Source organism: Bradyrhizobium sp. USDA 3311, assembly GCF_054062495.1.
Map to the genome: position 1 here is coordinate 7673972 of NZ_JBSSFI010000001.1, position 13538 is coordinate 7687509.

Below are 13538 nucleotides of genomic sequence, written 5' to 3' on the forward strand. Positions count from 1 at the left end.
GGTCTCAGCGGCAGGGCCGCGGGCGCTGGCTCCGGCCGCAGGAGATGTGATAATCCGGCCGGGTGCGGCGCCCGTCGCGGCACCAGGCCGGATTGCGAATGACCACGCCTTCTAACGATGTCGCCGGGATCGACGAGCTCAAACGGCAACTGCAGTCGGCCGCGGCCGAGAATGCGCGGCTGCGCGATCGGCAAAGCGCCAGCGCCGAGATCCTGCGCACCATCGCGGCCTCCCCGTCCGACGCGCGGCCGGTGTTCGCTGCGATCGCGTCCAGCTCGAAGCGCCTGCTCGGCGGCTTCTCCGCCACCGTGCTTCAGTTCATCGGCGACGAGCTGCACCTCGTGGCGTTCACACCGACCAGCCCGGACGCGGACGAAGGGCTGAAGGCATCGTTCCCGCGCCGGATCGAGGATTTTCCGACCTTTGCCCTCGTTCGCGGCGGCGAGACGATCCAGTTTCCCGACAGCGAGGCCGAGCACGTCCCGGAGCTGAACCGCAATCTGGCGCGGCTGCGCGGCTTCCGCAGCGTGCTCTTCATGCCGCTGATGAACCGGGGCGCGGCGGTCGGCATGATCAGTGTCACACGCGCCGAGCCCGGCGCGTTCGCGCCCGATCTCGTACAGCTACTCCAGACCTTCGCCGACCAGGCCGTGATCGCGATCGAGAATGCGCGGCTGTTCAACGAGACGAAGGAAACGCTGGAGCGCCAGACCGCGACCGCCGACATCTTGAAGGTGATGGCCGGCTCGCCCTCGGACGTGCAGCCGGTGTTCGACGCCATCGCCGCCAACGCCAACCGGCTGATCGGCGGCTTCTCCACGGCGGTGCTGCGCTATCTCGACGGCGCCGCGCACCTTGCGGCGTTCACGCCGACCGATCCGGTCGGCGATCGCGTGCTCCAATCCTCGTTCCCGGTGCCGTTCGCACGGTTTCCGCCCTACCCGCTTGTGGCCAATGGTGCGGCGGCGCAATTGCCCGACACCGAGCTCGAGCCGGCCGCACGCGACATCGCGCGCGCCCGCGGCTACCGCAGCATGCTGTTCGCACCCCTGATGAGCGAGGGCGAGGCGATCGGCGTCATCATCGCCACGCGCCGGGAGACCGGCGCGTTCGGCGAGCACCATGTCAGGCTGCTCCAGACCTTCGCCGACCAGGCCGTGATCGCGATCGATAACGCGCGGCTGTTCAACGAGGTGCAGCAGCGCACGAATGAGCTCACCGAAGCGCTCGAGCAACAGACAGCGACGGCCGAAGTCCTGAGCGTCATCTCCAGCTCGGGCGGTGACCTCGTTCCGGTCTTCGATGCGATGCTCGCCAAGGCGATGCAGCTTTGCGGCGCCAATTTCGGCGTGCTCAACACTTTTGACGGCAAGTCGTTCCACAGCGCTGCGACCTACGGCTTGCCGCCCGCCTACGACGAATACCGGCGCATGCAGCCGCTCGAATACGGCCCGGGCACGGCGCCGGCTCGCCTGCTGCTGGGCGAGCCGTATGTCGAGATCGACAATCTCGACGATACGGCGGCCTATCGAAGCGGCGACGCCAATCGCCGGGCATTGGTCGATCTCGGCGGCGCGCGCTGCCTGCTGACCGTGCCTCTGATCAAGGACGACCGCGTCGTCGGCAATGTGATGATCTTCAGGCAGGAGCAGCGCCGATTCACCGACAAGCAGATCAGGCTGCTCCAGCAGTTCGCCGCGCAGGCCGTGATCGCCATCGAGAATACCCGGTTGCTCCGCGAATTGCGCGGGAGCACCGAGGAATTGACCGAGGCGCTGAGACACCAGACCGGCAGCGCCAACATCCTGAAGGTGATCGCGTCCTCGCCGACCGATGTCGGACCGGCTCTGAAAGCGATCGTCGAGAGCGCCTGCGAGCTCTGCGATGCCTATGACGCCGCCGTAGCGCTGAAGGACGGCGACAGCTTGCGCTTCAGCGCCCACCATGGGCCGATTCCGATCAACCTCGAGAAATGGCCGATCAATCGCAACTGGACCGCGGGCCGTGCCTTCGTCGACCGGCTCCCCGTGCATGTCGCCGATCTCAGCGAGAGCGATGAGTTCCCGGAAGGACGCGCACACGCGCTGCGCATGGGCCACCGCAGCATTCTGAGCGTGCCTCTGTTGCAGGAGAACGAGAGCATCGGCGCGATCGTGCTCCGCCGCAACGAGGTGCATCCGTTCACCGACAAGCAGGTCGCTCTGCTGCAGACCTTTGCCGACCAGGCCGTGATCGCGATCGGCAACGTACGGCTGTTCGAGCAAGTGCAGGCCCGCACCCGGGAGCTTGCAAAATCGCTCGACGACCTGCGCGCCGCGCAGGATCGCCTGGTGCAGACCGAGAAGCTTGCTTCGCTCGGCCAGCTCACGGCCGGCATCGCGCACGAGATCAAGAACCCGCTGAACTTCGTCAACAATTTCGCGGCGGTTTCCGCGGAGCTGATGGACGAGCTGAACCGGTCGCTTGCGGACACAAAGCTCACCGACACGACCCGCGAGGAGGTCGACGAACTGTCCGGAATGCTCAAGGGCAACCTGCAGAAGATCGTGCAGCACGGAAGGCGCGCCGATTCCATCGTCAAGAACATGCTGCTGCATTCGCGCGAGGGCGGCGGCGAGCATCGGCTGAGCGACATCAACGCGCTGGTCGAGGAGAGCCTCAACCTCGCCTATCACGGCGCGCGTGCCGAGAAGCCGCTCTTCGACGTGACGCTGAAGAGCGAGCTCGACCCGGCGGCAGGTTCGGCAGAGGTGTTTCCGCAGGAGATTTCCCGGGTGCTTTTGAACCTGATCTCGAACGGCTTCTATGCGGTGACCAAGCGCCAGATGGGCAGCGGCGCCGCCAGTTACGAGCCGGTGGTGATCGCCACGACGCGCGATCGCGGCGATAGCATCGAGATCCGCATCCGCGACAACGGCACCGGCATCGCGGACGAGGTGAAGGAGAAGATGTTCAATCCGTTCTTCACGACCAAGCCGGCCGGCGAAGGTACCGGTCTCGGGCTGTCGATGAGCCACGACATCATCGTGAAGCAGCACGGCGGCACGATCGACGTCACGACAGAGCCCGGCAAGTTCACGGAATTCACGATCCTGCTGCCGCGCAAGAGCAGCTTTGCGGAGAACAACAAGGAATAGCATCACCCCGGAGGATGTCTTGAAGAGTCTCGCGTGGTTCATTCGGCGACAACTCCTCTCGCTATCAGGTATCGGCCTCATGCTGGGCGCGCTGTTCTTCGCGGCCGCGCTGACGCCGACACTGATCCCGCGCAGCTATCTCACGCAAGGTGCCCTCGCCGGTGGCTGCTTTGCGATCGGCTATTTCGCCGGAATCCTGTGGCGCCGGCTGTGGCATTATCTCGAACTGCCCGAGCCTTCGGCGCGGGCGCGATCGATCGCGAATGCGCTGGCCGCAGCAATCTGCCTGCTCATCGTCATCATCTTCCTGTGGCGCGCCGCCGAATGGCAGAACTCGATCCGCACTGTGATGAAGATGGCGCCGGTGGAGACCGCCCATCCGCTCAAGGTCTGCGTCATCGCCCTGATAACGTTCGCAGTGCTGCTGGTGCTGGGGCGGCTGTTCGCGGTTGTCGTCCGCTTCCTCGCTACGCGCGCGAGGCTCGTGATTCCGCGGAAGGTCGCCAACGTCCTCGGCGTGCTGGTCGCAGGCCTGCTGTTCTGGTCGATCGCCAGCAATGTCCTGATCCGCACGGCGTTCAACGCGCTCGACTCCTCCTTCCGCGAGCTCGACGCCTTGCAAGAGCCCGAGCGGCCGCAACCGGCCGCCCCGGATCAAACAGGAAGTTCTGCGTCGCTGGTGAAGTGGACGGAGCTCGGGCGCATGGGGCGCAGATTCATTGCCTCGGGTCCGACCGCAGCGGAGATCAGCGCCGTTACGGGAGGGCCCGCGCATGACCCCGTGCGCGTCTATGTGGGCCTCGCTAGCCGCGACACGGCGCAGGCGCGCGCCAAGCTTGCGCTCGAGGAGCTCAAGCGCCAACACGGCTTCGAGCGAAAGATTCTGATCGTCATTACACCGACCGGCACCGGCTGGATCGATCCGTCCGCGATGGACACGGTCGAATATCTCCACCATGGCGACGTCGCGAGCGTCGCGATGCAATATTCCTATCTCAACAGCCCGCTGTCATTGATGTTTCAGCCCGAGTACGGCGCGGAGGCGGCGCGCGCCCTGTTCGCGGAGATCTACGGCTACTGGACGAGCTTGCCGAAGGACAAGCGGCCAAGAGTGTATCTGCACGGGCTCAGCCTCGGCGCCATGAACTCGGAAAAATCCGCGGAGCTGTTCGAGACGATCGGCGATCCCATTGCCGGCGCGCTGTGGAGCGGGGCGCCGTTCGAGAGCCGCATCTGGCGCTCGGTCACCACGAACCGCAATCCGGGTACGCCGGCCTGGCTACCTGAGTTCCGCGACAGCCGCTTCGTCCGCTTCATGAACCAGAACGGACCTACGGTGCCAGCAGATGCGCCCTGGGGTCCGATGCGCGTCGTCTATCTGCAATATGCCAGCGACGCGATCACCTTCTTCGCCTACCGCGATGCCTATCAGGCTCCAGCCTGGATGAGCGCACCGCGCGGACCCGACGTGTCGCCCGAGCTGCGATGGTATCCGATCGTGACGATGCTGCAGCTCGCGCTCGACATGGCGGTCGCGACCAATACGCCGATGGGCTTCGGCCATGTCTACGCGCCCGAGCACTACGTCGATGCCTGGGTGGCGGTCACCGATGTCCGTGATTGGTCTACCGACGCGCTGGCGCAGCTCAGGGAGCAGCTTGCTGCGAAAGCGCGGAAGACCGGCGCAGGCAATGCCGACGATGATCCCGATCGCGGCGGCTAATCGCTACTCCGCCATCTCCACCTGCTGCGTGACGGTCGGGCCGGCCAGCGGCCGCTCCTCCATCATGATCAGGCAGAGCGAGGCGGTGGTCATCAGCGCGGTCGCGGCGCCGAAGACGTAGCGGAACGCGTGCCGCATGTCGTCGGCGGGGATCGCGGGGATGCCGCCGGCCGCGTGATGCTCGCCCGCGAGCGGAATGTCGGTGCCGAGCGCGATCAGCAGGATAGCGGCGAAGGCCGCGACCGTGAACGAGGACATCAGCGAGCGGAAGAAGTTCATCGCGCCGGTGATGGTGCCGACCTGCGGACGCGCGACCGAATTCTGCAGCGAGACCACGCAGACCGGGAAGGTCGTGCCGAGCCCGAGCGCGAACGCGGCCATCAGCGTCAGCAGGCCCCAGAGCGGCAAGGTGGTGAGCGTCAGGCCCAGCGCGCAAATCGCGGCCCAGGACGTGCCGACAATGGCGACGCGCTTGTAGTGCTTGGCGCGCGCCATGGTGCGGCCGGCGATCGCCGCGCCGCAGGTCGAGACCGCCGCGAGCGGAATCAGCGCAAGCCCCGCCTCGCTGGCGCTGAGATGGTAGACCGACTCGTAATAGAGCGGGAGCTGCACGGTGAGGCCCGTGATCGCGCCGAGCCCGCAGCCGCCGGCCGTCAGCGCGAACGGCGCCACCGATCCCGTCAGCAGCTTCAGCGGCAGGAACGGCTCGTCGGCGCGGCGCGCGTGCCAGACGAAGGTGACCGCGAGCGCGACAGCGCCGCCCACCATCGCAAGCACGGTCGGCGAGAGCCACGGATAGCGCGTGCCGCCCCAGGTCAGCACCAGCATGAAGACGACCGCGGAGGCCATCAGCAGAACGCCGCCGAGCCAGTCGACCTTGCGCTTGCGGTGGAACACCGGAATCTTCTTCATCTTCGGCAGCAGCATCGCGATCGCCGCGGCGGCGAGCGGCAGATTGATCCAGAAGATCATCGACCAGTGCAGATGCTCGGCGAACACGCCTCCGATGACCGGGCCGAGGATGCCGCCCACCATCCAGACGCTGGAGAAATAGGCCTGGTACTGGCCGCGCTCGCGCGGGCTCACGACGTCGGAGATCACCGTCTGCACGACAGGCATGATGCCGCCGCCACCCAGTCCCTGGAGACCGCGCGCCAGGATCAGCATCGGCATGTTCGGCGCGATCGCGCACAGCACCGAGCCGGCGACGAACAGGCTGAGCGAGATGATGATCATGACGCGGCGGCCGTAGATGTCGCTCAGCGTGCCGAACACCGGTGCGACCGCGGTCGAGGCGAGCAGATAGGCCGTGATGACCCAGGACAGATTGGAGACGTCGTTGAACTGGCGTCCGATCGTCGGCAGCGCGGTCGCCACGATGGTCTGGTCGAGGGCTGCCAGGAACATCGTCAGCATCAGGCTGATCACGATGGTGCGGACCTCGTCGGAGGTCAGCGGCACCGGCGGCGCGATGGACGGCGCGTCATCGACGCTGATGACCTCGCTCGGAAGGCGGGACAGCTCTTCGGCAATGTCGTCGGGCAACGCCTGGATGTCGGCAGAACTGCTCTGCCGGTCGAACTTGTTCATCTCGATCGGAAGCCGTGAGGCGGCGCAACGCCGCGAAGGATTCGTTCTATGCAGTCCAATGTAGACAGCAAAGTTCTTCCCAGGCAGGCACCGCGGCGCATGGGTGCATCCCGCCGCCGGGTCATCCCGAACACGTGATCCGTGCGGCAGATCAGTCCTTCGGACGTCGCTTCAGGCGTGCCCGTTTCGGCAGCAGGGCCGGCCATTGCACGATGTGGTCCTCGAGATCCGCGTCCGGGATCTCCTCCTCGCTGCCCTCGACCCGGCCGCGCACGGAGACGCCGGCCTCATGCACGGTGTTGGGATCACCGGATACCAGCGGATGCCACCAATAGAGGTCGCGCCCCTCGGCGACGAGCTTGTAGCCGCAGCTCGGCGGCAGCCAGTTCAGGGTGCGGACATTGGCCGGGGTCAGGCGGACGCAGTCCGGAACCTTGTCGGAACGATTCGGGTAGTCCTTGCAGCCGCAAGTCCCGGCATCGAGCAGCTTGCAGCCGACATGGGTGAAATAGATGTCGCCGGTGTCCTCATCCTCGAGCTTGTTCAGGCAGCAGCGGCCGCAGCCGTCGCACAGGCTCTCCCATTCGGCCCCCGACATCTCTTCCAACGTCTTGGTTTTCCAGAAGAATCCTTCCTGGCCTGAAGGTCGTTTGGGAGCTGCGGTCATGCGCCTCAACAAGAGTTCGAAAGAGCTACGGTTAACCCATCTAGGCCGTGTGCCTGCGATGCTGCAAGCAACGCCCCCGGGAGGCCCGTAATGACCCGGGGTCAATTAGGCCTGTTGTTCAAAATCGCGAGCCTGACCATTGGTTTATAGGCCCTGCTCGGCTAGAAGGAACAGCAAGTCCCCAAAGGACGCGAACCGGGCGCCTTGGGTTTGCCGCAACATTCCCTCAAGACGTCTCGATGCCGCCCCGGCCGGGTGCTTGAACGGTTTCGAACCGAGCCTCAAGGGTTCTAGGTGCGCCAGATCATACCACCGCATTGGAAGCAGAAGGTCCGGAATTTCTTCCTGGATCTCGATGCGCGCATCGACTCCTCGCTGTTCTCCTCGGCCAAGGGCATCCGCGAACTCTACGAGCGCTACTCGACCTTCATGGACCGCTTCTATGTCGGGCGGTGGAAGCGCTGGGTGTTCATCGAGCCGCTGTCGGAAGCCGCGACCCTCGGGCTCGGCGGCCTCGTCGTGATGCTCACGCTCGCCATCCCCGCCTTCCGCGAGACCGCGGACGAGGACTGGCTGAAGAAATCCGACCTCGCGGTGACCTTCCTCGACCGCTACGGCAACCCGATCGGCAGCCGCGGCATCAAGCACAACGACTCGATCCCGCTGGAAGATTTTCCTGACGTGCTGATCAAGGCGACGCTGGCGACCGAGGACCGCCGCTTCTATGAGCATTTCGGCATCGACATCGCCGGCACCGCGCGCGCGCTCGTCACCAACGCCCAGGCCGGCGGCGTCCGCCAGGGCGGCTCCTCGATCACCCAGCAGCTCGCCAAGAACCTGTTCCTGAGCAACGAGCGCACCATCGAGCGCAAGGTCAACGAAGCCTTCCTCGCGGTCTGGCTGGAATGGCGCCTGACCAAGAACGAGATCCTCAAGCTCTATCTCGACCGCGCCTATATGGGCGGCGGCACGTTCGGCGTCGACGGCGCGGCGCATTTCTACTTCAACAAATCCGCGCGCGACGTGACGCTGGCGGAGGCTGCGATGCTCGCCGGCCTGTTCAAGGCGCCGACCAAATACGCCCCCCACATCAACCTGCCTGCCGCGCGCGCCCGCGCCAACGTCGTGCTCGACAACCTCGTCGATGCCGGCTTCATGACCGAGGGCCAGGTGTTCGGCGCCCGCCGCAACCCCGCCTTCGCGGTCGACCGCCGCGACGAGGCTTCGCCGAACTACTATCTCGACTACGCCTTCGACGAGATGCGCAAGCTGGTCGACACCTTCCCGAAGTCCTACACCGAGCGCGTCTTCGTGGTCCGCCTCGCCATCGACGCCAACGTGCAGAAGGCCGCGGAAGACGCCATCGAGAACCAGCTGCGCCAGTTCGGCCGCGACTATCACGCGACCCAGGCCGCGACCGTCGTCTCCGATCTCGACGGCGGCATCCGCGCCATGGTCGGCGGCCGCGACTACGGCGCCAGCCAGTTCAACCGCGCCACCGACGCCTATCGCCAGCCCGGCTCCTCGTTCAAGCCCTACGTCTACACCACCGCGCTTCTGAACGGCTTCACGCCGAACTCGATCGTGGTCGACGGCCCGGTCTGCATCGGCAATTGGTGTCCGCAGAACTATGGCCATTCCTATTCCGGCGCGGTGACGCTGACGCAGGCGATCACGCGCTCGATCAACGTGGTGCCGGTCAAGCTCTCGATCGCGATCGGGCAGAAGGAGCAGCCGAAGGCGCCGAACCCGGCCAAGATCGGCCGCGCCAAGATCGTCGAGGTCGCCCGCCGCTTCGGCCTCAAGGCACCGCTGCCCGACACGCCGTCGCTGCCGATCGGCTCGGACGAAGTCACCGTGCTCGAGCACGCGGTTGCCTATGCGACCTTCCCCAATCGCGGCAAGTCGGTGACGCCGCATTCGGTGCTGGAGGTGCGCACCGGCGCCGGTGATCTCGTCTGGCGCTGGGACCGCGACGGCCCGAAGCCGAAGCAGGCCATTCCGCCGAACATCGCCGCCGACATGGCCGGGATGATGAGCCACGTCGTCAGCGAAGGCACGGCGCGCCGCGCCGCGCTCGACGGCATTCCGACCGCGGGCAAGACCGGCACGACCAATGCGTATCGCGATGCCTGGTTCGTCGGCTACACCGGCAATTTCACCTGCGCGGTCTGGTACGGCAACGACGACTATTCGCCGACCAACCGCATGACCGGCGGCTCGCTGCCGGCGCAGACCTGGCACGACATCATGGTCGCGGCGCATCAGGGCGTCGAGGTCCGGGAAATCCCCGGCATCGGCATGGGCCAGAAGCTGCCGCCGCAGCCGATGGCCGCGCAAGCCAATGCCGCGCCGAAGGTGCTGGAGACCAAGCCCGGTCCGCCGCCCGTGCTGACCAAGCGCGGCGCCGACATCCTGGTGCGCGTCGAGAAGCTGCTGGATGAAGCGGCCAAGACCGCGAACAAGTCGGCCGCGAGCGACGGCAAGCCCGCCAGGCCGGCCTCATCGACAAGCGCGCTCGCCTTCCCGCAGAACTATGCGGAAGAGAATGCGAACGCATCCGCCCCGCGTAAGAACTGATCGAAACCCGTGCGGCTGATCCTGACCACATTGACTGCCCTCCTGCTCGCGACCGTGGTGGGCGTCGGCGCGACCTGGATGACGACGACGCGCGGCACCGAGATCGGCGCGCTGACCATCGGCCCCTGGACCGCGCGCCCGCGCACCGGCACCGCCGACGTCGACCCCTATTCGCGCGCCACCATCGTGCGCAACGGCGAGCTGCCGATCGGCACCGGCGACGGGGTCGCCTTCACCGCCACCGCCGACGACAAGAAGAAGGCGCTCGACGGCCGCTGTGATGTGATCGTCTCCGGCGTGACGCCGCCGGCGCGGTTCTGGACGCTGACGCTGTACGACCGCAAGGGGCATCTCGTCGCCAATTCGCTGCAGCGCTACGGCTTCACCAGCCAGGAGATCGTGCGGCAGTCCGACGGCACATTCGAGATCCGCATCGCCTCGCGCTCGCGCTCCGGCAACTGGCTGCCGACCGGCGGCATCGAGCGCTACGCCCTGATGCTGCGCCTCTACGACACCCCAGTCGGCGTTGCGACGCGCACCCAGCGCGATGCGCCGATGCCGACGATCTCGACGGTGGGCTGCTCATGATCCGGCTCGCCTTCACCATCGTCGCCGGCGTGGTGCTCGGCCTCGTCGTCCATCTCGTCAGCGTGCTGGCGCTGCCGCGCATCGCGACGCAGGACGCCTATTCGCGGCTGACGCCGATGACGAAGCTCAACGGCGTCACCCAACTTCCCCTCGCTGATCCCAACACCTCGCCGATGCCGTTCATGGACCCGGCCTTTGCGCTGGCGATCTGCCGCTATGACCTGTCGGGCGGGCCGATCAAGCTCACCGTCCCCGTCAGCCAGGCCTACACCTCGGTGTCGTTCTACACCCGCAACGAGATCGCCTATTACGCCATCAACGACCGCTCGGCGGGCAAGAAGGTGATCGAGCTCGACCTGATGACCGAAGCGCAGCACAACGAGCTGCCCGAGGACGAGGAGATCACCGCGGCCGACCGCCTGATCATCGATTCCCCTGCTACCACCGGCCTGATCGTGATGAAGGCCCTGGCCGCCGAGCCCGGCCTGATGCCGCAGGCGCAAGCGACGCTTGCGGCCGCGACCTGCGCGCCGCAGACCGAGGTGCCGGCCAAGGCCGAGACGCCGCGCGGACGGCGCTGAGCACGATTGCTAAGGCACGCTCAAAACAAAAACTAAAAAAACAACCCCATGCACAGTAGCGGGGGCATTGAAACTGTTAGCTAATTTAAGCGACCCATCAGCAGCCGCGCGACCTCAGCCACGCGACCATTTTGCCGCCTTTGACTTGTCGGGCAAAACACTGGCAGAATGGCAAGATCGAAAGTTCGTAACACCCGCGCGGAGCAATCCGCCGCGGGTGTTTTCATGTCGGAGCCTAGAGTTGGATTTGGATGCCAGGCTCCCGCAAGCATACGAATTCGCAGTCGCGTGCCGCCATCTTCCTGAAACCTGACGCCGCTCCCGATCAATGAATGATCTGGCCGAGGAACGCCCTCGCCCGCTCCGTCCTCGGCGCGCGGAAGAAGGTTTCGGGATCCGCCTCCTCGACGATGGCGCCGCGATCCATGAAGACCACCCTGTCGGCGACTTCGCGGGCAAAGCCCATCTCGTGCGTGACGCACACCATGGTCATTCCGTCGCGCGCGAGCTCCACCATGGTGTCGAGCACCTCCTTGACCATCTCCGGATCGAGTGCGGAGGTTGGCTCGTCGAACAGCATGATCTTCGGCTGCATGCAGAGGGCGCGGGCAATGGCAACGCGCTGCTGCTGGCCGCCGGAGAGCTGTCCCGGATATTTGCTCGCCTGGTCGTGGATGCGTACCTTGCGCAAGACGCCGATCGCACGCTCATGCGCCGCCGCGCGCGACAGACCGCGCACCTTGATCGGGGCCAGCATGCAGTTCTCGACGACCGAGAGATGCGGAAACAGGTTAAAGCTCTGGAACACCATGCCGACCTCGCGGCGGACGTCGTTGATGTCGCTCATCCGGTCCGACAGCTCGATGCCGTCGACGACGATGCGGCCGCCGTCATGCTTCTCGATGTGGTTGATGCAACGGATCAGCGTCGACTTGCCCGAGCCCGAAGGTCCGCAAAGCACGATCTTCTCGCCTGCCCTCACGCTGAGATTGACGTCACTCAGGGCCGTGAAGCCGCCGAACCGCTTCACCACGTTTTCCACGGTGACGATGGCCGCGGGTCGGCCCGTCTCGTTCGCGGCAATCTCCCGAGCCATCTTCTTCTCCCTAAGGTTTCTCATCGGCGCACTCCGGCGATGGCATAGCGCTTGCGCAGCAGCGCGACGCCTTGCGATGCCGCCGAACTGATGGCGAGGTAGACCACGACGACCACGAGATACATCTCGACGAGACGACCGTTGAGCTGCGCGAGCTTCGAGGCCGCGCCGAGCAGGTCGGTGAGCGAGAGCACGTAGACCAGCGAGGTATCCTGGAACAGGATGATGGTCTGGCTCAGGATGATCGGGCTCGCCACGCGGAGCACCTGCGGCAGGATCACGCTGCGATAGGTCTCGAAGGTGGACAGTGCGAGCGCCTGGCACGCCTCGAACTGTCCGCGGTTCACGGCGCGCAATCCGACGCGGATGATTTCCGAATAATAGGCCGCCTCGAACAGGCCGAAGGTGATGAAGGCAGTCCAGGTCGCGCCGATCGGAATCGGGCGACCGTTTCCGCTGAGATGGCCGAGCACGATCGGCACCAGGAAGAAGAACCAGAACAGGACGAGGATCAGGGGGATCGAGCGGATCAGGGCGATGTAGCCGCGCACGACCTTCCCGATCACCGGCACCTCGAAGTGCTGCAACAGCGCAAGGCAGGTGCCCAGGGTCATGCCGACCACGAAGGCCACCGCGGTCAGCGCCAGCGAAAACAGCAATCCGGACCAGAGATAGGGCCACGCCTGCAGAACAATCGAGAAATCGAGGCTGTTCATTTCACGACCTCCATCCCTGAGGGCAACGAGCCGGCCTGCCCGACGTCGTCGGCCAGGCTCGGCTCGATCGCATCCTCCGCACGCCCTGTGCCCGGAATGCGCACGGCCCTGTCGATCAGCGCCATCCCCTGATAGGCGATCAGCGCCAGCGCGAGATAGATCAGGGTCGCGGCGCCGAAAGCCGTGAAGGTCTGGAACGTCGCCTCGCTGATCTGGCGCGCCTGAGCCGTGAGCTCCATCAACCCGATCGTCAGTGCGACCGAGGTGTTCTTGTAGATGCCCATCACCTCGCTGGTGAGGCTTGGCACGATCAAACGCAGCGCCTGCGGCACGATGATATGGCGGTAGGTCAGATAGCCCGTGAGTCCGAGCGCGCTTGCCGCCTCGGTCTGCCCCTTCGGCAGGGCCTCGATCCCGGCCCGAACCTGCTCGGCGATCCGGGCCGCGGTGTAGAGGCCGAGGCACAGAAGTGCGGGGACGAATGATCCCCAGGGCGGCGGAATCTGCTTGATGGCGTTTCCGAGCGTGACGGGAAGAATCTCAGGCAGGACGAAGTACCAGAGAAACATCTGCGCCAGGACGGGGATGTTGCGGAAAATCTCCACATACAGGCGCGCAAGCGCAGCGATGGCCCGGTTCTGCACGGTGCGGCCGATCCCGATGACGATCCCGATCGCAAAGGCAATCCACCAGCCGAAGAACGCCAGGGCCAGGGTCCAGCCGAGGCCCGACAGAAGCCAGTCGATGTAGCGCTGGCCATCCGCCGTCTGTTCAAAGAGCACCGCGAACATGGCGAACCTCGAAGCTCCGGATACAAGAGAGGATCAGCGTGCGGAAAGATTCCGCGATATGGTGCTCCG

General features: G+C 65.6%; 10 protein-coding genes. 5 read left to right on the forward strand and 5 right to left on the reverse strand.

Features of this window, described 5'->3' with window-relative positions:
• Positions 1-98: 98 nt before the first annotated feature.
• Together ACVWW6_RS36705 and ACVWW6_RS36710 are read left to right on the forward strand one after the other, a co-directional pair.
• The gene (locus tag ACVWW6_RS36705; protein ID WP_456682467.1) at positions 99-3137 is read left to right on the forward strand and encodes a GAF domain-containing protein; all 3039 of its coding nucleotides are present in this window, start codon (positions 99-101) and stop codon (positions 3135-3137) included.
• Positions 3138-3216: 79 nt separating this feature from the next.
• The gene (locus tag ACVWW6_RS36710; protein WP_456683222.1) at positions 3217-4860 is read left to right on the forward strand and encodes an alpha/beta hydrolase; all 1644 of its coding nucleotides are present in this window, start codon (positions 3217-3219) and stop codon (positions 4858-4860) included.
• A gap of 3 nt (positions 4861-4863) precedes the next feature.
• Here the strand turns inward: ACVWW6_RS36710 and ACVWW6_RS36715 are convergent, their stop codons facing one another.
• Both ACVWW6_RS36715 and ACVWW6_RS36720 read right to left on the reverse strand, forming a co-directional pair.
• Positions 4864-6450: an MDR family MFS transporter gene (locus ACVWW6_RS36715; RefSeq protein WP_161535753.1), complete on the reverse strand. Its 1587-nt coding sequence runs from the start codon at positions 6448-6450 to the stop codon at positions 4864-4866.
• Positions 6451-6601: 151 nt separating this feature from the next.
• Complete coding sequence (locus tag ACVWW6_RS36720; protein ID WP_011085887.1) at positions 6602-7117, reverse strand: YcgN family cysteine cluster protein; 516 nt, start codon at positions 7115-7117, stop codon at positions 6602-6604.
• A gap of 294 nt (positions 7118-7411) precedes the next feature.
• Between ACVWW6_RS36720 and ACVWW6_RS36725 the strand changes: the two genes are divergently transcribed.
• The 3 genes from ACVWW6_RS36725 to ACVWW6_RS36735 are packed head-to-tail and all read left to right on the forward strand — an operon-like array spanning position 7412 to position 10866.
• Positions 7412-9697, forward strand: a complete 2286-nt coding sequence (locus tag ACVWW6_RS36725) for a transglycosylase domain-containing protein (RefSeq protein WP_011085886.1) — start codon at positions 7412-7414, stop codon at positions 9695-9697.
• A gap of 9 nt (positions 9698-9706) precedes the next feature.
• Complete coding sequence (locus ACVWW6_RS36730; protein ID WP_011085885.1) at positions 9707-10285, forward strand: DUF1214 domain-containing protein; 579 nt, start codon at positions 9707-9709, stop codon at positions 10283-10285.
• Entirely contained in the window at positions 10282-10866 is a 585-nt protein-coding gene (locus tag ACVWW6_RS36735; RefSeq protein WP_011085884.1) for a DUF1254 domain-containing protein, read from the forward strand. Before ACVWW6_RS36730 ends, ACVWW6_RS36735 begins: the two co-directional genes overlap by 4 nt.
• 325 nt (positions 10867-11191) lie before the next feature.
• Here the strand turns inward: ACVWW6_RS36735 and ACVWW6_RS36740 are convergent, their stop codons facing one another.
• The 3 genes from ACVWW6_RS36740 to ACVWW6_RS36750 are packed head-to-tail and all read right to left on the reverse strand — an operon-like array spanning position 11192 to position 13469.
• On the reverse strand, positions 11192-11962 hold the full coding sequence (locus tag ACVWW6_RS36740) for an amino acid ABC transporter ATP-binding protein (RefSeq protein WP_271555852.1): 771 nt from the start codon (positions 11960-11962) through the stop codon (positions 11192-11194).
• Between the two features lie 20 nt (positions 11963-11982).
• Positions 11983-12678, reverse strand: coding sequence for an amino acid ABC transporter permease (locus ACVWW6_RS36745; protein ID WP_456682468.1), 696 nt, complete (start codon positions 12676-12678; stop codon positions 11983-11985).
• Positions 12675-13469, reverse strand: coding sequence for an amino acid ABC transporter permease (locus tag ACVWW6_RS36750; protein WP_456682469.1), 795 nt, complete (start codon positions 13467-13469; stop codon positions 12675-12677). The genes ACVWW6_RS36745 and ACVWW6_RS36750 overlap by 4 nt, the downstream gene beginning before the upstream one ends.
• Positions 13470-13538 lie beyond the last annotated feature (69 nt).